This is a genomic window from Streptomyces sp. ASQP_92 (assembly GCF_025399895.1).
Taxonomy (GTDB): domain Bacteria; phylum Actinomycetota; class Actinomycetes; order Streptomycetales; family Streptomycetaceae; genus Streptomyces.
On the sequence record NZ_JAODUA010000013.1, the window covers coordinates 192,468 to 212,437 of the forward strand.

Genomic DNA, 19,970 nt, shown 5'->3' on the forward strand with positions numbered 1-19,970 from the left:
CGTCCGCCACTTCCCGGAACCGCCGCTTCCCGGAACCGCCACCTCCCAAGTCCACCGCTTCCCGGAACCGCCGTTTTCCGTAACCGCGGTTTTACGTCCACCTCTTGCGCATCCCCCCACCCGCCAGCAAAGGTATGCAGCCGAACCATTGACCTGATCTCTCTCGACGATCATCTGGAGCGGCTCATGGCCGAGCGCACCGACCTCCGCACCGCACCGCCCGCCTCCGCCGAGGACGACTATCTGCACCGGCGCACCCTGCGGCGCGGCAGCGCCGGATGGCTGCTGCTCACCGGGCTCGGCGTCGCCTATGTGGTCTCCGGCGACTTCTCCGGCTGGAACATCGGCCTGTCCAAGGGCGGCTTCGGCGGACTCGCCGCGGCCACCGCCCTGATGGGCGTCATGTACGCCTGCCTGGTGTTCTCGCTGGCCGAGCTCTCCGCCATCCTGCCCACCGCGGGCGGCGGTTACGGCTTCGCGCGCCGGGCGCTCGGCACCTGGGGCGGCTTTCTGACCGGCACCGCGATCCTCATCGAGTACATCCTGGCGCCCGCCGCGATCTCGCTGTTCATCGGCGACTACGTCGAATCGCTCGGCCTGTTCGGACTCACCTCCGGCTGGCCCGTCTACCTCGCCTGCTTCGCGATCTTCATCGGGATCCATCTGTGGGGCGTGGGCGAGGCGCTGCGCTTCAGCCTCGTGGTCACCGCCATCGCGGTCGCCGCCCTGCTGGTCTTCGCCATCGGCGCCTTCACCGACTTCGACGCCTCCCGGCTCAACGACATCCCGGTGGACGCCTCGGCGTTCGGCTCCAGCGCCTGGCTGCCGTTCGGTGTGCTCGGCATCTGGGCCGCGTTCCCCTTCGGCATGTGGTTCTTCCTCGGCGTCGAGGGGGTGCCGCTCGCGGCCGAGGAGGCCAAGGACCCGGTGCGCTCCATGCCGCGCGCGCTCGCCATCTCGCTGTCGGTCCTGGTGCTGCTCGCCGTGGTGACCTTCTTCGCCGCGACCGGGGCGCACGGCTCGGCCGCCCTCAAGGACGCGGGCAACCCGCTGGTCGTGGCGCTCCAGGGCGACGGCGGACCGACCGCCCTGAGCCGCTTCGTCAACTACGCGGGGCTCGCGGGCCTGGTGGCCTCGTTCTTCTCGCTGATCTTCGCGGGCTCGCGCCAGCTGTTCGCCCTGTCCAGGGCCGGCTATCTGCCCCGTTTCCTGTCCCTGACCAGCCGCCGCAAGTCGCCCTATCTGGGCCTGCTGATCCCCGGCGCGATCGGCTTCGCGCTCGCGGCCTGGAGCGGCAACGGCGGCCGCATGCTGAACGTGGCGGTGTTCGGCGCCACCATCTCGTACGCCCTGATGGCCCTCTCGCATGTGGTGCTGCGCCGCCGCGAGCCTCACCTGGAGCGGCCCTACCGCACGCCCGGCGGCGTCCTGACCTCCTCGATCGCCTTCGTCCTCGCGCTCTTCGCGCTGGTGGCGACGTTCCTGGTGGACCGGGACGCGGCGTTCATCGCGCTGGGCGTCTACGCGATCGCGCTGGCCTACTTCGCCTTCTACAGTCGCCACCGTCTGGTCGCCCACGCACCCGAGGAGGAGTTCGCCGCCCTGGCCGCCGCCGAGGCCGAACTCGCCCGGGACTGAACCGCCCACCGAACGGAGACCGCCCCCGTGTCCAAGCCGCTCATCGGCATCAGTACGTATCTGGAGCCCGCCCGGTGGGGCGTGTGGGACCTGCCCGCCGCCCTGCTGCCCGCCGGGTACCCCCGGCTCGTCCGGGCTTCGGGCGCGCTCGCCGCGATGCTGCCGCCCGACGAGGGAGCGACGGCGGCGGCCGAGGTGGTGGCGCGTCTGGACGGGCTGATCATCGCGGGCGGCGCCGATGTGGAGCCGGTCCGGTACGGGGCTGAGCCGTCGCCCCGTACCGGGCCACCCGCCCGCGAGCGGGACGCCTGGGAACTCGCCCTGATCGACGCGGCCCTGACCTCGGGCACCCCGCTGCTCGGCATCTGCCGGGGCCTCCAGCTCCTGAACGTCGCGCTCGGCGGCACGCTGGTGCAGCACCTGGACGGGCACACCGGCGGCCGGGGCGTCTTCGGCGAGCACACGGTCAAGCCGGTGCCGGGCACGCTCTACGCCTCGCTCGTGCCGGAGGCGGCGGAGGTGCCGACCTACCACCACCAGTGCGTGGACCGACTGGCCTCCGGCCTGACCGCCTCGGCCCACGCGGAGGACGGCACCGTGGAGGCGGCCGAACTCCCCGGCCCCGCCTGGGTCCTGGGCGTCCAGTGGCACCCCGAGATGGGCCGCGACACCCGTGTGACCGAGGGCCTGGTGCGGGCCGCGGCCGCGCGCTGAGCCCCCGCCCGACCTGTCGGCGCGGGGCCTTGGCCCGGTAGGGCCCGGCGGGCACCGTGCGCCCTCGGCCGGTGAGAAGAACGGCCACCGCGAGCTCTGCGCCCGACGGAGACCGGCGGTCACCGAGTGCCCTCACCCCGGCGGGACCGGGCGGACCGACACGCCCGGAAACCCGCGCCCCGGCGAGGGGGTGACGATGGGGGGATCAGCCGGGTATCTTCCTCTCGCCGCCCCTCATCAGGCGGATTCTCCGAGACTCCTCGCCTTCACCTGGCCGCTCGTTCCTCTTCGCGCACTCGTTCCTTCCTTGGCCATTTCACGGACACATCCTGACGGTGTGTTCCTCCGTGTCCCCGCTCCCCGCCCACCGGTGGGGCAGCTCCGCCGCGCCCCGAAGGACCGAAGGCCCCGTGCCCGCACCCGTCATCCTGTCGGGCCGTTCCGTACGGCTCGAACCGCTCGCCCCCTCCCACGCCCCGGCCCTGGCCGCCGCAGCGGCGGCCGACCGGACCTCGTACGCCTTCACGCCCGTGCCGCACGGCCTGGACGCGGCGTACGCCTACATCCACAGCGCCCTGGCCGACCAGGAGGCCGGCCGGACCCTGGCGTTCGCGACCGTACGGGCCGCCGACGGCCTGGTCGTGGGCTCGACCCGGTTCTGCGAACTCGACTACTGGGACGGGCCGGTGGTGTGGCCGCCCGCACCGCGCGGCCCGCTGACCGGCGCGGCCGACGCGGTTCCGGACGCGGCCGAGATCGGCGGCACCTGGCTCTCCGCGCACGCCCAGGGCACCGGCATCAACACCGAGGCCAAGCTGCTCATGTTCCAGCACGCCTTCGACACCTGGCGGGTGCGCCGGATCTCGCTGCGCGCGGACGCCCGCAACACCCGCTCGCGGGCCGCCATCGAGGGGCTGGGCGCGGTGTGCGAGGGGGTGCGCCGGGTCCACACCCGGGGCCTGGACGGACTCGTGCGGGGCACCGCGTTCTACTCCGTCCTCGACGAGGAGTGGCCGATGGTGCGGCACACCATCGAAGAGCGCCTGGCCCGAGCCCGACCGGAAGCCAACAGCCGCCGCCTGGTGCGCGCCTGACGACCCGTCAGGCCCTTGGCAGGGCGGGCCGGCAGCCGCTCGGCCGGGTGAGCCGTCAGGCAATCGGCCGGGCGGCTCGTCAGGCCGGGCGGGCCAGTGAGAGCAGATCGCGCGCGGGACCCGCGGGCAGCGGGCCCCGGCGCCACACCGCGCGCAGATCGCGGCGCAGCCGTACGCCCTCGACCGGGATCCGCACCAGGCGCCGGGCGGCCAGCTCCTCGCCGAGCGCGAGTTCGCTGAGCACCGAGGGCCCCGCCCCGCTGACCACGGACGCCTTCACCGCGGTGGTGGACGACAGCTCGATGAGGGGCTCGGCGAGCCCGCCGTGGGCGGCCAGCGCCGCGTCCAGGACCTGACGGGTGCCCGAGCCCTGCTCGCGCTGGATGAGCGGGGTCGAGGCCAGCTCGGCGGGTGTCAGCGGGTGCCGTCGCCGGGCCCAGGGATGGGTGGGGGCCGCCACCACGACGAGCCGGTCGTGGCCGATGACCGCCGAGTCCAGGCCCACGGGCACCCCCAGGCCTTCGACGAAGCCGAGGTCGGCCTCGTCGCCGAGCAGCCGCTCGGCGACCACGGCCGAGTTCCCCGCGCTCAGCGACACCGCGGTGCCGGGCCACCGCCCGCGCAGCGCGATCAGCCAGCCCGGCAGCAGATACTCGGCGATCGTCATGCTCGCGGCGACCCGGAGCCGCGAGTCCCGGCGCCCGCGCAGCGCCTGGGCTCCCGCGTCGAACGCCTCGGCCGCCTCCACCACGCGCCGCGCCCAGTCCGTCACGAGGACCCCCTCGGCGGTGAGCCGGGAGCCGCGCGGGGAGCGGTCGACGAGGGTGACGCCGAGGAGGCGCTCCATCGAGCGGACCCGGCTGCTCGCGGCGGGCTGGGTGATGCCGAGGTCGCGGGCGGCCCGCCCGAGGCTGCCGTACCGGGCGACCGCGAGCAGCAGCTCCAGGGCCCCCAGGTCCGGCACCCGGTGGGCTAGGGGGGCTGTGTCCATGTCCTCGGGGGGGCCGCTCACGCTCATAAACCCAGCTTATGGGCTCATAGCTCCAGGAGGCGTGGCGGGGGCCGGGGGCCGCGACGAAGCTGGAGGCATGGCCACACTCACCCAGCCCCACGCCCCCACCCGAGCCCCCGCCGCCGTCCGCCGGCCGGTGCTGCGCCACCTCGGACCGAACTGGTACGCCGCGGTCATGGGCACGGCCATCATCGCGAACGCGGGCGCGGGACTGCCGTTCCACGTCCCGGGCCTTCCGGTGGTCTGGGCGCTCTCGCTGGCCATGCTCGTGGTGCTGCTCGTGGCTCGCGCCGGGCACTGGCTGCACCACCGCGACCAGGCCCGCACGCACCTCCTGGACCCCGCCGTGGCGCCGTTCTACGGCTGTACGTCGATGGCGTTCCTGGCCGTCGGCATCGGCTCGCTGTCCGTCGGCGCCGGCCTGATCGGCGAGAGCGCGGCGGTGCCCCTGGCGTGGGTGCTGTACGGCGTGGGCACGGCGATGGGTCTGGTGGCCGCCGTGGCCGTCCCGTATCTGATGGTCGCCCGGCACGACGTCGCGCCGGGCAGCGCCTCCCCCGTCTGGCTGCTGCCCGTGGTCGCCCCCATGGTGTCGGCGACGCTCGGCCCGCTGCTCGTCCCCCACCTGCCCGCGGGGCAGGCCCGTGAGGCGATGCTGCTCGGCTCGTACGCGATGTTCGGGATGAGCCTGCTGGCGACCCTGGTCATCCTGCCCGTGGTGTTCTCGCGCCTGATCCACCGGGGCGCGCTGCCGCTGTTCCTCACCCCGACCCTGTTCCTGGTGCTCGGCCCGCTCGGCCAGTCCACCACCGCCGTGAACAAGCTGGCCGATGTGGCCGACGGCTCGATCGCCGCCCCGTACGCGGACGGCATGGGCGCCTTCGCGGTCCTGTACGGCGTGCCGGTGATGGGCTTCGCCCTGATGTGGCTGGCGCTCGCGGTGGCCATGGCCGTCCGGGCGGCCCGGCGCGGCATGGGCTTCGCGATGACCTGGTGGGCCTTCACCTTCCCCGTGGGCACCTGTGTCACCGGCGCCGAGGGCCTCGCCCGCCACACCGCACTGCACGCCTTCGACTGGCTGGCGGTCGCCCTGTACGCCTTGCTGGTGACGGCCTGGCTGGTGGCCGGGTTCCACACCGTGCGGGGGCTGGTGAACGGGAAGCTGCTCGCGGCGCCCGTGAAGAAGTAGCCCTGCTACGCCCTCATGCGAGGGTCCCGAGCGCCGCGCCGAGGACGGCCGGCGCGGTCACCAACGACGGTCCGTACCAAGTGAGTTGGCGGCCGTCGACGAGGGCGGCGGGCAGTCCCGGGAAGGCCTCGGGGCCGTCGTCGGGGGTGAAGCGGTAGGGCTCGTCGGGCAGCACGACCAGGTCGGCGCCCGCCGCGTTCAGCTCGTCGATGCCGATACGGGGATAGCGCTCGGCGTGTCCGGCGTAGACGTTGTGCACACCGAGCCGGGCCAGCACATCCCCCGCGAAGGTGTCACGGCCCAGCACCATCCAGGGACGGCGCCAGATCGGCACGACGGCCCGGCGCTCGGCGCCCGGACGCACCGCTGCCCAGGCCCGCTCGGCGTCGTCCAGCCAGCGGGGCCGGGCGAGGCCGCAGCCGTCCACCAGGACCCGCTCCAGTTCGGCGAAGGCCTGCGGCAGCGTGCGGATCTCGGTGACCAGGACGTCGAGCCCGGCGGAGGCGAGGGCGGCCAGGTCGGCGGGCCTGTTCTCCTCCTCGTTGGCGAGGACCAGATCGGGGGCGAGCGCGACGACCCGCTCCACGTCCGGGTTCTTGGTGCCCTTGACCCGGACGGCGTCGAGCCCGGCCGGATGGGTGCACCAGTCGGTGACGCCCACCAGGAGCCCGGGGGCGCTGACCGCGACGGCCTCCGTCAAGGACGGCACGAGGGAGACCACCCTCACCGGTGGCGCGTCCCCTCGACGGCCTCGCCCCTCAGGGGGCAGACCTCCACGATCGCCTCGCCCATCAGTGGCGGGTCTCCTCGATGGCCTCGATGTGGTCGGCGACGGCCACGATCAGGATGCGAGTGCCGGGCAGCGCCGCCCGCCAGCGGTGACGCACCCCGCCGGACAGGCACAGGGTGTCGCCGCGCTCCAGCCGGTAGGCGCGGCCCTCGGCCTCGACCTCGGCCGCGCCGTCGGCCACGTACATGACCTCGTCGTTGCGGTGCTGGAATTCGCGCCCGGTGTCCTGCTCGCCGGTGAACTCCATGGCGTGCAGTTGGTGGTGGCCGCGCAGCAGCGCCCGGACGCCCGTCGTCTCGCCCTCGGCCTCGGCCCGTACGACATCGACGGTACGGGCGCAGTCGGCGGCGTCGTACAGCTCGCCGACGGTGGTGTTCAGGGCGTCCGCCACGCGCTGGAGGGAGCGGGCGCTGGGGCGGGCGCGCTCGTTCTCGACCTGGCTGAGGAACGGCACCGAAAGGCCGCTGCGCTCGGCGACCACGGCGAGGGTGAGGCCGAGGCCACGGCGCAGGCGCCGCACCGCCACTCCGACCCGAAGAGTTTCCTTCTCGTCCATCTCCCGGGCTCCCTCCCCGTTCACCCGGTCCGTGTTCGCACCGGCTGCGTGCAGGTCACCCTACGCAGCTTCGGGCCCCGAGGGGACCGTCCCGCCGAGATCGTCAAGGGTCGGGCGGGTGATCGGGCCGGATCACGACCTCCGCAGCCGCGGCCGGAGGACCGGCCGCGGCTGCGGAAAGCGGAGGTGGGAGCGGGGTCCGCGAAGAACCCCCGGGGGTCCGTCAGGACGCCACCGGGGTCCACTTGTCGGCCAGACCCGGGTTCTCCTTCAGCCAGGCGCGCACCGCGTCCTGCTCTTTGCCCTTGCCGGTGGACTGGATCTTCGCCTCAAGGCTGGTGAGCTGCTTCTCGTCCATGTGGAAGTTCTTCAGCCACGTGCCGACCTCGGCGTTGTCGGAGGCGAAGCCCTTGCGCGCCAGGGTGTGGACCCCGTCGCCCTTGCCCCAGAGGCCCTTGGGGTCCTTGAGCTTCTTCAGGTCGTAGGTGTTGTACGCCCAGTGCGGCGACCAGAGCGGAACCACGATGGGCTCCTTCTTGGCGTACGCCCGCTTCAGCTCGGCCAGCATGCCGGGCGTCGAGCCGTCGACGACCTTGTACTCGCCGTCCAGGCCGTACCCCTTGAGGATCTTGTCCTTCAGGATGCCGGTCTCACCGGCGCTCGGCTCGATGCCGACGACCCGGTTCTGGAACCGGGCGCCCTTGCCCTTGAGGTCGTCGAGCGTGTTGACGTCCTTGACGTAGGACGGCACCGAGAGCTCCAGGGAGGTGGGCCCGTACCAGGAGCCCAGGTCCTCCAGCTTGTCCTGGTACTTCGCCCAGTACTGGGCGTGGGTGGTGGGCAGCCAGGAGTCCGTCTCGAAGTCGATCTGGCCGCCGGCCATACCGGTGTAGAGCGCGCCGGCCTCGTACTGGCGGGCGTCCACGGTGAAGCCGCGGCGCTCAAGGAGCTCCTTCCACAGGAACGTGGAGGCGACGCCCTCGTCCCACGGGATGTAGCCGAGCGAGATCTTCTTGCCCTTGCCCACGTTCTTGGCGCCGGTGGCCGAGGCCTCGCCGGAGGAGCCGAACATGTTCATGCCGCCCGCGACGAGCGCGAGGACGACCACGCCGACGAGCGCGACAACGGGCTGGGGACGGTAGTTCCAGGGCTTGAGACCCCCGGCGGCGGACTTCGCCCTGGCCAGCGCGCGCCGGCCGAGCGGCGAGACCTGGCGGCTCAGCGCGCCGGTCATCCGGTCCAGGTACATGGCCAGGACGACGATGGAGATGCCGGCCTCGAAGCCGAGACCGATGTCGACGTTGCCGATGGCCCGGTAGACGGCGCCGCCGAGGCCGCCGCCACCCGCCATGCCCGCGATGACGACCATGGAGAGGCTGAGCATGATCACCTGGTTGATGCCCGCCATGATGGTGGGCAGCGCCAGCGGCAGCTGGACCCGCACCAGTGTGTTGCGCGGGGTGGTGCCGAACGCCTCGGCCGCCTCGACGAGTTCACCGTCGACCTGGCGGATGCCGAGCTCCGTCATACGGACGCCCGGGGGCAGCGAGAAAACGATGGTGGCGATGATGCCGGGGACCACGCCGACGCCGAAGAAGATGATGCCGGGGATCAGATAGACCATCGCCGGCATGGTCTGCATGAAGTCGAGGACGGGCCGCAGGACGGCGCTGACCGTCTTGGAGCGCGCGGCCCAGATGCCGAGCGGGATCGCGACGACCAGCGTCACGATCGCGGCGACCAGCACCAGCGACAGCGTCGACATGGTGTCGTCCCAGAGCTGGATCGAGTCGATCAGCGCGAAACCGGCGAAGGTGAGCACACCCGCGGACAGGCCGCGCAGCCACCAGGCGACGACGGCGAGGATGCCCGCGAAGAGCAGCGGCTGGGGTGCGTCGAGCACCGTGTTGATGCCGTCGTACATGCCGTCGACGACGTGGGTGATGGCGTCGAACAGCCAGGAGAGATGGCTCTGGAGGAAGTTGACGGCGCTGTCGACCCAGTCGCCGAGGTGGAGCCTAGGCATGCGTGGCCGCCTCCTTCATCGAGCAGACGGCCGGGCCCTGCGTGTCGTCCCCCAGGAAGGCGATGAGCCGCTCCTGCGGCACGACGCCGAGCAGGGAACCCTCGCGGTCCTTCACCGCGACCGGGTGCGGTACCCGGGCGGCCACGGCGCAGACGTCGGCGACAGGGGCGTCGGGCAGCACGGTCTCGCAGTCGCACTCGCCCGCGTCGGGGCGGTGCGGGACGGTCATCACGGACACGGCCGTGAGCACCCGGGAGCGGTCGACGTCCTGGATGAAGGAGCTCACGTAGTCGTTGGCCGGGGTGAGCAGGATGTCCTCGGCGGTGCCGAGCTGGACTATGCGTCCGTCGCGCATCACGGCGATGTTGTCGCCGAGCCGCATGGCCTCGTTGAGGTCGTGCGTGATGAAGACGATCGTCTTCTTGAGGCGCTTCTGGAGTTCGAGGAGCTGGTCCTGCATGTCGCGCCGGATCAGCGGGTCGAGCGCGCTGAACGACTCGTCCATGAGGAGCAGGTCCGCGTCGGTGGCCAGGGCGCGGGCCAGGCCCACGCGCTGCTGCATACCGCCGGAGAGCTCGTCGGGCCAGGAGTCGCCCCAGCCGGACAGGCCGGTCAGCTCCAGGGCCTCGGCGGCACGTTTCTCCCGCTCGGCACGGGGCACACCCTGTACCTCCAGGCCGTACGCGGCGTTCTCCAGGACGCTGCGGTGCGGGAACAACGCGAAGTGCTGGAAGACCATGCTGATCTTGCTGGAACGGACCGTGCGCAGCTCGCGCGCGGGCAGGCCGGTCAGGTCCTGTCCGTCGAACAGGACCCGGCCCGAGGTGGGTTCGAGCAGCCCGTTGAGCATGCGCAGCAGGGTCGACTTTCCGGAGCCGGAGAGGCCCATGACCACGAAGATCTGACCGGGTTCCACCGTGAACGAGGCGTCGATCACCGCCGCGGTCGTCCCGTCCGCACGCAGCTCGTCGCGGCTCGCGCCGCCTTCGAGCCTGCGGACGGCTTCCTCGGGTCGTCTGCCGAACACCTTGTAGAGCTGCTCGGCTTGCAGCCTGGACACATACACCTCACGGGTCGAACCGAAAACGGCCCGCATCCCCCGCGGGCGGGCCGTGGAGCGGCGCGGATTCGGTCCGCAGCCCGAGAAATGGTTGAAATCCATACTTGGGTCCGCTCCGGCGACGCGCCTGCCCTCTTCGTCCGGGAGCAAACACGACAGTGACCCAGTTCACTTGTTCACGAGCGGAGGGCGCCGAGCACGGTGGGCCGAGCACAGCGGCCGAGCCGAGTGCGCCGAGCGCGGCGGGTCGAGCGCGGTGGCCGGACCCGGCGGGCCGAGCGGCGACGTGCGTGTCAGTGGGGTGCGGCATCATCGGGGTGTGACGCGACGCCTGATGCTCCTCGACACCTCGTCCCTCTACTACCGCGCCTATTTCGGGGTCCCCGACACCGTAAGGGCGCCGGACGGCACGCCGGTCAACGCTGTGCGCGGCCTGCTCGACTTCATCTCCCGGCTCGTCCACGACCACCGCCCGGACGACCTGGTGGCGTGCATGGACGCGGACTGGCGGCCGCAGTGGCGCGTCGACCTGATCCCCTCCTACAAGGCGCACCGGGTGGCCGAGGAGACACCGGCCGGACAGCCCGACGAGGAGGAGACCCCGGACACCCTGGCCCCCCAGGTCCCGGTGATCGACGCCGTCCTGGACGCGCTGGGCATCGCCCGCGTCGGCGTGGCGGGCTACGAGGCGGACGACGTCATCGGCACCCTGTCGGGCCTCTCGTCGGGCCCGGTCGACATCGTCACGGGCGACCGCGACCTGTTCCAGCTGGTCGACGACAAGCGCGGGGTACGCGTCCTGTATCCACGCAAGGGCGTGGGCGACTGCGACCTGGTCGACGACGAGCTGATCCGTACGAAGTACGGCGTACGGCCCGATCAGTACGCGGACTTCGCGGCCCTGCGCGGCGACACCAGCGACGGGCTGCCCGGCGTCAAGGGCATCGGCGAGAAGACGGCGGCCCAGCTCATCAACGAGTACGGCGACCTGGCGGGCGTCCGCGCGGCCGCCGCCGACCGCTTCTCCCGGCTGACCCCGGCCAAGCGCAGGGGAATCCTGGAAGCCGCCGACTACCTGGACGTCGCCCCGAAGGTCGTGCGGGTGGCGATGGACGTGGCGCTGCCCGCGTTCGACGCGACGCTGCCCTCGGAGCCGCTCGACCCGGCCACCCTGGAAGAGCTGGTGACCCGGTGGGGCCTGGCCGGGGCGACGGGCCGACTGCTGGCGACGCTGCGCCGCTGACGCGCTCCCCACCCTGCACGCCGCGCCTCGGGCCCCCTCTTTTTCTCTGGGGACTCTTCGCCACCGAGGTGTTAACTTAGGTAATCCTAAGCAATGGTGGATCAGGGGAGCGCACTGTGGCAGAACGCCCGTCTCGCAAGGCACCGAAGATCAACGAGGCACGGGTGGTGCGCACCGAGCGCCTCACTCCGCACATGGTGCGCGTCGTGCTCGGTGGCGAGTCGCTGGCCGGTTTCGGCGTCGGCGAGTACACGGATCACTACATCAAGCTGCTGTTCCCGGCGAAGGGCGTGAGTTACCCGGAGCCCTTCGACATGGAGCGCATCCGCGCCGAGTTCCCGCGCGAGCAGTGGCCGAGCACCCGCGCCTACACGGTGCGCGGCTGGGACGCCGAACTCGGCGAGCTGACCGTCGACTTCGTGGTGCACGGCGACGAGGGCCTCGCCGGGCCCTGGGCCACCCGGGTCAAGCCCGGCGAAACGGTCCGCTTCCTCGGCCCCGGCGGCGGGTACGCCCCGGACCCGGCGGCCGACTGGCATCTGCTCGTCGGCGACGAGAGCGCGCTGCCCGCGATCGCCGCGGCCCTGGAGCACATGCCGGCGGGCGCGGTGGTGCACGCCTTCGTCGAGGTGGCCGGGCCCGAGGAGGAGCAGAAGATCAGCACCGCCGACGGCACCACGGTGACCTGGCTGCACCGCGGCGAGGCCGCGGTGGGCTCCCAACTGGTAGGCGCCGTCAGGGACTTGGAGTTCCCGACGGGCGACGTCCACGCCTTCGTACACGGCGAGGCCGGTTTCGTGAAGGAGCTGCGCGCGCTGCTCCGGGTCGAGCGGAACATCCCGCGCGAGCGCCTTTCCATCTCGGGCTACTGGCGCCTGGGCCAGGATGACGACGCGTGGCGCGCGGTGAAGCGGCAGTGGAACGAGCAGGTGGAGCGCGAGCAGGAGTCGCAGGCCGGATAGGCGACCCCGGCGTGAGCGGCCCGTTCGCCGTCGGCGGGCATCCCCGCCGACGGCGAACCCTGGGCCGCGTCAGTACGACGTGACCCGCTCCGGCTCCCCGGCTGCCTCCTCCGTACGGTGACCGGGGCGGCCCTTGGCGCCGGCGGCCCCCGGACGGACGGGCCACCACAGGGCCCGGCCCAGGAGCGCGGCCAGGGCCGGGACGAGGATCAGCGACAGGACCAGCGCGGACAGCAGGATGCCGAGCGCCATCGCGAAGGCCATCTGCTCATTGCCCGGCATGGTGGCGAGGCCGGCGAAGGACCCGGCGAGCACCACACCCGCCGTCGCGATGGCCGGCGCCGTGTACCGCACCGCGCGGGCCACGGCGGAGCGGGCCGAGCCCGGGCGCCGCATCTCCTCGCGGATGCGGTCGGTGATCAGGATGTTGTAGTCGGTACCCAGCGCCACCACGAACAGGAACAGCACCAGCGGCAGGGCGAAGTTGACGCCCGGCTCGCCCAGTCCGTGCTGGAAGAGCAGGGTCGCGGCGCCGAGGGTGGCGGCGAAGCCGAGCCCGACGGAGAGCATCAGGGCCACCGGGGCGAGCAGGCTGCGCAGGAGCAGCAGGAGGATCAGCGCGATCAGCGCGGCGGCGACCGGGAACACGACCTTCAGATCGTGGTCGACGGCGGTCGAGATGTCGGCGAAGATCGCGGCCGTCCCGCCCACATGGCCCGAGGTCCCGGCGGGGGCGTGCCGGGCGACGGCGTCCCGGATGGGCCCCGAGGCCAGCTCGCGGGCCTCCCGGCTCCCCGGATCGGCGGTCGGATAGAGGTCGATCCGGGCGGCGCGGTGGTCCTGGTCGAGTACGGTCGGCGCGACCTTGCCGACGCCCCGCACCTGACCGAGCGCCCGGGAGAGCCCCTCCAGCCGGCCGGTGGTGAGGACGCCTCCGTCGTTGTCCGTGACGAAGACGCTGGTCGGGTCGGACACTCCGGCCGGCAGTGTCCGCGCGATCTCGGCCGCCGTGTCGGCCGCCGCGGTCCCGGTGCCGGAGTTGCCGTGACCGTAGTCCATGCGGATGCCGGTCAGTCCGGCGGTGAGCGCGGCGAGCAGCGCGACGCAGGCGAGCAGCATGGCCGCCGGTCGCCGTGCGATCAGCGCCCCCAGGCGGCCGGCCCGGCCCTCGCGGGGATCGGGGCGCAGGGCCGCCTTCGACGGCCAGAACATCTTGCGTCCGGCGGCGGCGAGCAGGGCCGGCATCAGGGTGAGACTGCCGAGCAGCATCACCAGGACCGCGGCGGCGATCGCGGGGCCGAGCGAGCGGAACTGGCCGAAGGTCGCGAGGCCCAGCGTGGCGAACGCGGCGACGATGGTGAGCGCGGCCGAGGTGATGGCGGTGCCCACCCGGGCGCAGACCTCACCGGCCGCCTCACGGGCCAACTGCCGTGGCCGGTCGCGCAGTTGCTCACGGAAGCGGAACAGCAGGAACAGCAGGTAGTCGATGCCTATGCCGAGCAGCACCACGTTGAGAAGGGCCGGGGTACTCGCGTCGAGCTTGAGGCCGGTGAGCATCGCGGCCCCCGCGACGACCCCCGCCGCCACGAAGCCGATCATGGCGACGGCGAGCAGCGGCAGCACGGCCGCGAGCACGCTGCGGAACACCAGCACGTTGAGCAGAATGATCAGCGCCGTGACGAGAGCGCCACCGATCTTCGTCGCCAGCTCGTGGGAGTCGGTGGTGTCGACGGCTTCGGCGAGCGCACCGGTGAATCCGGTACGCATGCCCGCCTCGGCGAACTGCGTCCGGGCAGCGTCGCGGAAGGCCCGGTAGACGCCCTGCACCCCCGGGTCAGAGGGGGCTCCGGCGAGCTCGACGGCAAGCAGCTGGAAGGTGCCGTCGGGCGCGGTCATGGCCGGGGCGGTCCGGGGCGTCTGGGAGCGGTCGGGGACCATGAACGCCGGCATGTCGTTCTCCCGGGGCATGACCACCCGGCGCTTGCCCAGCTTCGCCGCCTCGGTCTCGATCCGCTGCCGGTCCCCGCCCCCGAGGGCCTTGCCGTCGGAGCGGGCGACCAGCACCGTCACCGTGGTGGCGTCGGGGTTCATCCCGAACCGCTCCTCGGCGATGTGCAGCGCGGCCGCCGAGTCGTAGGTGCGGGGCAGGAAGTTCCCGGCCTGGTTCTGGGTGACGCGGGCGAACAGGGTCGGCGTCAGGGCGCTCAGGGCGACCCCGAGGACCGCCCACAGGGCAATCACCTTCCAGGGATGTCTGGTGGAGTATCCGGTCAGGGCGCGGATCACGAGGTCCTCCGGCGGACGGGCTTGCGTGACGTCTGCCGGGGGTTCCCGGCCATCTCCAGACCATCACCGGGAGCGGCCGTTCGGCGTCCTGGCCAGGGAGGATCCACGCCGGGGCCCCAAGTCCCGCCCCCCGCCCCGACCAGGACCGTGGTCCTGGTCCCGCCCCCGACCCGCGACCGGTGCGGGCACCGAAGCGGCTGTGCGAGGCTGGTGCGGCGGGGCGGGGGCGGACACGGGCGGACACACAGGGAGACCAGCGATGCGCACGAGCCAGCAGTCCGGGCGAGCGGAGCCGGACGGCGCCTGTGAGCCGACGCGCTCCGAAGGCGTGCGCACCGACCCCCTCACGCCCGCCGGCACCCCGACCCACCTCGACCGGGCCGGGGCGGCCGGTCCTTCGGGGGGCGGGGCTGAGGCCGGGTCCGAGACCGGGTACCGGTCCGCATCCGGGACGCACACCCACCGGTTCGGAGACCATCGCGACAAGGCCGGGCGCCGCGACGACCGGCCGGAGGGCACCGGCCGGCCCGAGGCGCGCGACGGCCGGACCGGGGCGGCCGGCCCCTCGGGGGCCGAGGCCGGGGCCGGGGGCAGGTCCGCACGTCGCGGCGACGCCGAGCCGCCCTGGACGCGCAACGACGCGCTCGTCGCCGCCGGCGCCTGTGCGGTCAATCTGCTCAGCTATGTCCTCGTCAACGACCCCGAAGGTCAGGGCGGGACGAGCGTGGTGGGGTTTCTGCTCATCGCGCTGGGCGGTACGCCGTTGCTGGCCCGTCGCACACACCCGGTCGCGGCGCTCGCCGCCACCCTGGCACTCGACTCCGCGGCCTCGCTGGCGCTGCGTCTGCCCACCCACTTCGGGGCGGTTCTGATCGTCGCCCTGTACTCGGTCGCCCGGGCCCGCCCCGGCCGCGTGACGGCGCTCGCTACCGTCGCGACGGCCGCGCTGACACTGCTCTGCCAGCGCACGGGCGGGATCACCCCCTGGCAGGCCACCCTGTCCGCGGTCCTGTCCCCCGTGATCGTCGTCGGCGCGGCTCTGGCCGTGAGCCGCTGGCAGCGGGAGGTGGACGCCAACCGCAGGCTCCTCGCCGACCGCGCGGTGGCCGACGAACGCCGCCGCATCGCACGGGAGTTGCACGACATCGTGGCCCACCACATCACCACCATGCAGCTGATGGCGGGCGGGGCCCGGGCCAATCTCGCCCGGCCCGAGGTGGCCCGGGACGCCCTGGTCACCCTGGAGTCGTCCGGACGGCTCGCGCTGGGCGAGATGCGCCAACTCCTCGACGTCCTGCGGGCCGACGACGAGCCCAAGGACGCGCCGTCGCGGCCGCAACCGGACGTCGACGACCTCGAACAGCTGGTGTCCGACTCCCAACAGGGCTGGCTGGAAACCGAGTTGAGCGTACGGGGCCGGCGGCGCCCCCTGCCGCCGACGATCGGCCTCACCGTGTTCAGGATCGCCCAGGAGGCACTCACCAACGCCCGTAAGCACGCGGGGCCGGCCCGCGCCACCGTATGCCTGACCTACCGTCAGGACGGGGTCACCATCGAGGTGTGCGACGACGGCGGGGGCGCCCCGCCCATGGAGGGGGGCGCGCCGCGGCCGGGTGGGTACGGCCTGATCGGCATGCGTGAGCGGGTCGCCCTGCACGGGGGCACCCTCACCGCGGGCCCTCGCCCCGAGGGGGGCTTCGCGGTGCTGGCCGAGCTGCCGGTCACCCAGGACGAGACGTCCGAGGCGGCCGTGCAGCGCGAGGGGGCGGCGCGATGAACGACTCCGGAAGCGGTACGCCGCCAATCAGGGTGCTGATCGCGGACGACCAGCCGCTGGTGCGGCGCGGTCTTTCGCTGATCCTCTCCCCCGACCCGGCGTTCGAGGTGGTCGGCGAGGCGGAGAACGGCGCGCAGGCCGTCGCCCTCGCCCGCCAACTGCGTCCCGACGTCGTGGTGATGGACATCCGGATGCCCGTCCTCGACGGGGTCGCCGCGACCGGCGAGCTCACCACCGCCGTGCCCGGCTGCCGGGTCCTGGCGCTGAGCACCTTCGACATGGACGAGTACGTGGTGGGCGCCCTGCGCGCCGGAGCGTCCGGCTTCCTGCCCAAGGACAGCTCCCCGGAGGATCTGGGCGCGGCGATCCGCACCGTCCACGCGGGCGAGGCGGCGGTCGCACCGCGACTGCTCACCCGGCTGATCTCCACCTATGTCACCGCACCGCGCGAAACGCGGCCCGCCTTCCGCGGCGCGGGCGACCTCACGCCCCGCGAGGTCGAGGTCTGGCGCCTGATGGCCGGCGGACTCGACAACGCGGCCATCTCCCGCGAGCTGGACATCAGCCTGTCCACGGTCAAGAACTACATCACCAGCATCTTCGACAAGCTCGCCGTACGGGACCGCGCCCAGGCGGTCATCGCGGCCTACGAATCAGGCCTGGTCACGGCGCGGGGCCCGGCGGAACGGGAGGCGGGGTAACCGACGGACGCGGCTCCGCCCCTCCCCGACCCGCCGGGACGATCCGGCCCGGCCACGGGCGCGGAGAGAAACCCGCCGTCGCCGTCGCCCTCGTCCGAGCCGCCGGCACCGCTCCAAGCCGGCCTCCACACATACCCGGCCGCCTGACGCACCGTCACCCGCGAGCCCCGCCCCGCGCAAGGGCGCCTCGCCGCAGCTCTTATCAACTCCCTTGCAGGGCCCTACCTTTGAGGCATGGACACCCGACATCCTGGGCCGCCGGCCAACGTCGTGGCCCCCGTGGCAGCCGGATGGCGGCTGCTGTTCGTGCCCAACCGGGCCCGCGAGCTGGCCTTCGCGTTCGGCGCGAGCATCATGGTTCCGTCGTTCATCGCCGCCCCCTTTCTGCTGACCTCTCTGGTGATCGCCGCGATCTGGGGAAGCTCGTTCCTGTGGGGCTGGTTCTGGGTCCTGCTGACACTCACGGTCGTCGCGGCGATCCTGCTCGCCGTGGCCATGGTGTACGTCACGGTCGCCACGGGGGTGCGGTGGGTCGAGCTCCGCCCTCTGGAAACTCCGGCCCAGGTCGTGATCGCCCGTTTTCTGCGTTCGTCCACCATGGCAATGAGTGAACTGCGACAAGTCGTCGTCATCGAGCACCTCAGCTTGGGACAGCGAAAGTCGATCAAGGTGGTGTTGCACACCCGCGGCGAGACGGTGGAGTGCGAACCGGCGACGTCCGCACCGCTCTCCCGGGTCGACGCCCAGGAGCTAACCGGCTGGCTGACCGATCAACTCGCCCCGTTCCAGGTGCCGGTGGAGCGTCGGACGGAGGTCAAGCGGGACTTCGTGCGTCCGGACGAATGGTGGACCCCGTCCCACACCGCCGAGCTGTGGCAGGTACCCGTCGACGAAGTCGACCGCATAGCCGCTCAGCGCGGCGTCGAAACCTATGGGTACACGCCCCGGGCCCACGCGATGTACAACCCCGGCGCTTCCGCCATCGTCTACGACCCGGCCCGGGCCTACGAGGTCGCCGAAGAACTCCGCACGGAACGAGCCGCCGGCCGCCCCGCCGCTCGGGCCGCCGGCCGGGCCGCCGCTCGGTCCTCCGACAGCCCGGCAGCCCCCGACCCGGCCCAGAACGACAGTACGGATCCCCACTGACCCAGCAACCGGGATCGCGGGCCTCGTCCTCCCCCCTTCCCTCTCCCCGGCGGCGCGCAGAAGGTAATCGGTTCGACCGGCCGCAGGCCACTCGAACGGACGCTGGGCGCCGCCATCGACCTGGGGGGCGACACGGACACCGTGGCGGCGGTGACGGGCGGGCTGGCCGGCGCCCGCTACGGCCTCCGCGCCATCCCGACCCGCTGGACGGCACCGCTGCACGTACCGATGCCGGGGTGCGGTGAGCGGGTACTGAGGGTCGCCGAACTCACGTCCCTGGCAGCGGAATTGGCGGGCGCGGCGCGGTAGCGACCACGGCCCCTCACCTCCTGCCCCGCACCGACGCCAGCACCTCCCCCGCCGCCTGAAGGGTCAGGCCGGGGACGGGGGTGAGGTCGCCCGGGTCCACGGCCAGGTCGAAGCGGCGGCCCAGGACGGCGAGGATCAGCACAGCCTCGACCAGCGCGAAGCGTGTGCCCAGACAGGCCCGGGGGCCGCCGCCGAACGGGAACCAGGCGTACTCGGGTATCTCCTCGGCGTCCCGCGCCCAGCGCTCGGGACGGAACTCCAGCGGATCGCGGAACCAGCGTGCGTCGCGATGGGTCGCCCACTGGCTCGTCCAGATCCGGGTCCCGGGCGGGATGGTTCGGCCGCCCAGGGTCGCGCCCGGCTTCGCCACTCCGGTGAGCAGCCAGATCGTCGGGTAGAGCCGGAGCGTCTCCTTCACCACGGCCTGCGTGTAGCTGAGCCGGGCGTAGTCGTCGTACCCGGGCTCGCGGTCACCGAGCACCCGGTCGAGTTCCTCACCGAGGGCCTCACGGACGCGCGGGTTGCGGGCCAGGAGGTGCCATGCCCATACGAGGGTGCTGCTCGTGGTCTCGTGGCCGCCGATGTAGAGCGTGACGGTCTCGTCGCGGATCTCGCGGTCGGAGAGGCGGGCGCCGCTCTCGTCCTGGGCGGCGAGCAGCCGGCTCAGCAGATCCGACCGACCCGTTTCGCCGGCGCGGTGGCGGGCGACGACCCGGCCGACCTCCGCGTCGATGACGGCGGTCGCCTTCTTGATGCGGGCCCGCCCCGGTGTCGGCACCCAGTCCGGCAGCAGCGCACCGAGTCCGCTGAACTCGACGCCGATCTCGTGCTGGGCCACCTCCATGGCCCGCCCGATGGCCTCGGCGTCGGCGGCCGTGTCGACACCGAAGATCGTGCGGACCGCTATCCGCTGGGTGAGGGCGGACATTTCCCGCTTCACGTCGATGCGTTGCCCGTCGGACCAGCGGTCGGCGAGGTCCACCGCGCACTGGACCATGGTGGCCGCGTACGAGCGCACTTGCTTGGGCCGCACCGAAGGCTGGACGAGAGACCTCTTGCGGCGCCAGTCCTTGCCCTTGGCGACCACGACCCCGTTGCCGAGCAGGGTGCGGAAGGCGACTCCGAGGTCGGGCTGGTCGAAGGTGTGCTCCACCTCGCTCAGGAGCTCGCCGATGCACTCCGGGTCGGCGACGAACAGACAGGTCGTGCGGCCGAACCGCCAGTGCACCAAGTCGCCCCGGTTCCGCAGCTGTTCGAAGAACGCGAGCGGGTCCTTGCCGAACTGGGGCAGGTTGCCCAGATACGGAAGTCCCGGTGGCCCCGCAACGACCCGCCGTAACGCGGTCCTTGTCGGGGCGGTCTCGGCCGCTTTGATGGTCAAGGGGTGCCTCCTTCCTCATGCATCGCGGGCAGCCAGCAGGTCACTGTCGCGGGCAGCCGGCAGGTCACTGTCGTGGGGAGCCGGCA

Annotated in this window: 16 protein-coding genes and 1 pseudogene; 10 read left to right on the forward strand and 7 right to left on the reverse strand. The window is 72.7% G+C overall.

The annotated features are described in order from the left end of the window. The first annotated feature begins 186 nt into the window (after positions 1 to 186). From eat to N4G70_RS25410, 3 genes are all read left to right on the forward strand, one after another. Positions 187 to 1,638, forward strand: coding sequence for an ethanolamine permease (eat, locus tag N4G70_RS25400; RefSeq protein ID WP_261715021.1), 1,452 nt, complete (start codon positions 187 to 189; stop codon positions 1,636 to 1,638). A 27-nt stretch (positions 1,639 to 1,665) separates the two neighbouring features. Further along, on the forward strand, positions 1,666 to 2,352 hold the full coding sequence (locus N4G70_RS25405; protein WP_261715022.1) for a gamma-glutamyl-gamma-aminobutyrate hydrolase family protein: 687 nt from the start codon (positions 1,666 to 1,668) through the stop codon (positions 2,350 to 2,352). Positions 2,353 to 2,762: 410 nt separating this feature from the next. Continuing rightward, complete coding sequence (locus N4G70_RS25410) at positions 2,763 to 3,446, forward strand: GNAT family N-acetyltransferase (protein WP_261715023.1); 684 nt, start codon at positions 2,763 to 2,765, stop codon at positions 3,444 to 3,446. Between the two features lie 79 nt (positions 3,447 to 3,525). Here N4G70_RS25410 and N4G70_RS25415 read toward each other — a convergent pair whose 3' ends face one another. Continuing rightward, positions 3,526 to 4,464 carry a LysR family transcriptional regulator gene (locus tag N4G70_RS25415; protein WP_261715024.1) on the reverse strand — a complete coding sequence of 313 codons (939 nt, stop codon included), beginning with the start codon at positions 4,462 to 4,464 and terminating at the stop codon, positions 3,526 to 3,528. A gap of 70 nt (positions 4,465 to 4,534) precedes the next feature. On the opposite strand from N4G70_RS25415, the gene N4G70_RS25420 reads away from it, so the two are divergent. Beyond that, complete coding sequence (locus tag N4G70_RS25420) at positions 4,535 to 5,647, forward strand: TDT family transporter (RefSeq protein ID WP_261715025.1); 1,113 nt, start codon at positions 4,535 to 4,537, stop codon at positions 5,645 to 5,647. A gap of 13 nt (positions 5,648 to 5,660) precedes the next feature. Here the strand turns inward: N4G70_RS25420 and N4G70_RS25425 are convergent, their stop codons facing one another. The 4 genes from N4G70_RS25425 to N4G70_RS25440 form a co-directional block, all read right to left on the reverse strand. Next, the gene (locus tag N4G70_RS25425) at positions 5,661 to 6,374 is read right to left on the reverse strand and encodes a helical backbone metal receptor (RefSeq protein WP_261715026.1); all 714 of its coding nucleotides are present in this window, start codon (positions 6,372 to 6,374) and stop codon (positions 5,661 to 5,663) included. A gap of 64 nt (positions 6,375 to 6,438) precedes the next feature. Continuing rightward, positions 6,439 to 6,993: a helix-turn-helix domain-containing protein gene (locus N4G70_RS25430; protein ID WP_261715027.1), complete on the reverse strand. Its 555-nt coding sequence runs from the start codon at positions 6,991 to 6,993 to the stop codon at positions 6,439 to 6,441. Between the two features lie 223 nt (positions 6,994 to 7,216). Beyond that, on the reverse strand, positions 7,217 to 9,019 hold the full coding sequence (locus N4G70_RS25435; protein WP_261715028.1) for an ABC transporter permease/substrate binding protein: 1,803 nt from the start codon (positions 9,017 to 9,019) through the stop codon (positions 7,217 to 7,219). Further along, complete coding sequence (locus N4G70_RS25440) at positions 9,012 to 10,115, reverse strand: glycine betaine/L-proline ABC transporter ATP-binding protein (protein ID WP_261715063.1); 1,104 nt, start codon at positions 10,113 to 10,115, stop codon at positions 9,012 to 9,014. Before N4G70_RS25440 ends, N4G70_RS25435 begins: the two co-directional genes overlap by 8 nt. 298 nt (positions 10,116 to 10,413) lie before the next feature. On the opposite strand from N4G70_RS25440, the gene N4G70_RS25445 reads away from it, so the two are divergent. Together N4G70_RS25445 and N4G70_RS25450 are read left to right on the forward strand one after the other, a co-directional pair. Then, positions 10,414 to 11,322: a 5'-3' exonuclease gene (locus N4G70_RS25445; protein ID WP_261715064.1), complete on the forward strand. Its 909-nt coding sequence runs from the start codon at positions 10,414 to 10,416 to the stop codon at positions 11,320 to 11,322. A 116-nt stretch (positions 11,323 to 11,438) separates the two neighbouring features. Then, complete coding sequence (locus N4G70_RS25450; protein ID WP_261715029.1) at positions 11,439 to 12,284, forward strand: siderophore-interacting protein; 846 nt, start codon at positions 11,439 to 11,441, stop codon at positions 12,282 to 12,284. A 69-nt stretch (positions 12,285 to 12,353) separates the two neighbouring features. Here the strand turns inward: N4G70_RS25450 and N4G70_RS25455 are convergent, their stop codons facing one another. Then, positions 12,354 to 14,570 (reverse strand): MMPL family transporter, encoded by a 2,217-nt coding sequence (locus N4G70_RS25455; RefSeq protein WP_261715030.1) that lies wholly within the window; start codon positions 14,568 to 14,570, stop codon positions 12,354 to 12,356. A gap of 259 nt (positions 14,571 to 14,829) precedes the next feature. Between N4G70_RS25455 and N4G70_RS25460 the strand changes: the two genes are divergently transcribed. The 4 genes and pseudogenes from N4G70_RS25460 to N4G70_RS25475 all read left to right on the forward strand — a co-directional run. Continuing rightward, a complete protein-coding gene (locus N4G70_RS25460) occupies positions 14,830 to 16,347 on the forward strand; it encodes a sensor histidine kinase (protein WP_261715031.1) in 1,518 nt (505 codons plus the stop codon). After that, a complete protein-coding gene (locus N4G70_RS25465; protein ID WP_261715032.1) occupies positions 16,344 to 17,048 on the forward strand; it encodes a response regulator transcription factor in 705 nt (234 codons plus the stop codon). The genes N4G70_RS25460 and N4G70_RS25465 overlap by 4 nt, the downstream gene beginning before the upstream one ends. Before the next feature lie 234 nt (positions 17,049 to 17,282). Then, a complete protein-coding gene (locus N4G70_RS25470) occupies positions 17,283 to 18,194 on the forward strand; it encodes a hypothetical protein (RefSeq protein WP_261715033.1) in 912 nt (303 codons plus the stop codon). 99 nt (positions 18,195 to 18,293) lie between these two features. Beyond that, positions 18,294 to 18,503, forward strand: a pseudogene (locus tag N4G70_RS25475) (ADP-ribosylglycohydrolase family protein); the annotation flags it as partial. Positions 18,504 to 18,516: 13 nt separating this feature from the next. Here the strand turns inward: N4G70_RS25475 and N4G70_RS25480 are convergent. Then, on the reverse strand, positions 18,517 to 19,884 hold the full coding sequence (locus tag N4G70_RS25480; RefSeq protein ID WP_261715034.1) for a cytochrome P450: 1,368 nt from the start codon (positions 19,882 to 19,884) through the stop codon (positions 18,517 to 18,519). Between the last annotated feature and the right edge of the window lie 86 nt (positions 19,885 to 19,970).

Excerpts from the sequence above, each read along its gene's own strand:
- N4G70_RS25465 (WP_261715032.1), top strand. The coding sequence starts at position 16,344 with ATGAACGACTCCGGAAGCGGTACGCCGCCAATCAGGGTGCTGATCGCG.
- N4G70_RS25430 (WP_261715027.1), bottom strand. The coding sequence starts at position 6,993 with ATGGACGAGAAGGAAACTCTTCGGGTCGGAGTGGCGGTGCGGCGCCTG.
- N4G70_RS25470 (WP_261715033.1), top strand. The coding sequence starts at position 17,283 with ATGGACACCCGACATCCTGGGCCGCCGGCCAACGTCGTGGCCCCCGTG.
- N4G70_RS25415 (WP_261715024.1), bottom strand. The coding sequence starts at position 4,464 with ATGAGCGTGAGCGGCCCCCCCGAGGACATGGACACAGCCCCCCTAGCC.
- N4G70_RS25460 (WP_261715031.1), top strand. The coding sequence starts at position 14,830 with ATGCGCACGAGCCAGCAGTCCGGGCGAGCGGAGCCGGACGGCGCCTGT.
- N4G70_RS25420 (WP_261715025.1), top strand. The coding sequence starts at position 4,535 with ATGGCCACACTCACCCAGCCCCACGCCCCCACCCGAGCCCCCGCCGCC.
- N4G70_RS25435 (WP_261715028.1), bottom strand. The coding sequence starts at position 9,019 with ATGCCTAGGCTCCACCTCGGCGACTGGGTCGACAGCGCCGTCAACTTC.
- eat (WP_261715021.1), top strand. The coding sequence starts at position 187 with ATGGCCGAGCGCACCGACCTCCGCACCGCACCGCCCGCCTCCGCCGAG.
- N4G70_RS25440 (WP_261715063.1), bottom strand. The coding sequence starts at position 10,115 with ATGCGGGCCGTTTTCGGTTCGACCCGTGAGGTGTATGTGTCCAGGCTG.
- N4G70_RS25445 (WP_261715064.1), top strand. The coding sequence starts at position 10,414 with ATGCTCCTCGACACCTCGTCCCTCTACTACCGCGCCTATTTCGGGGTC.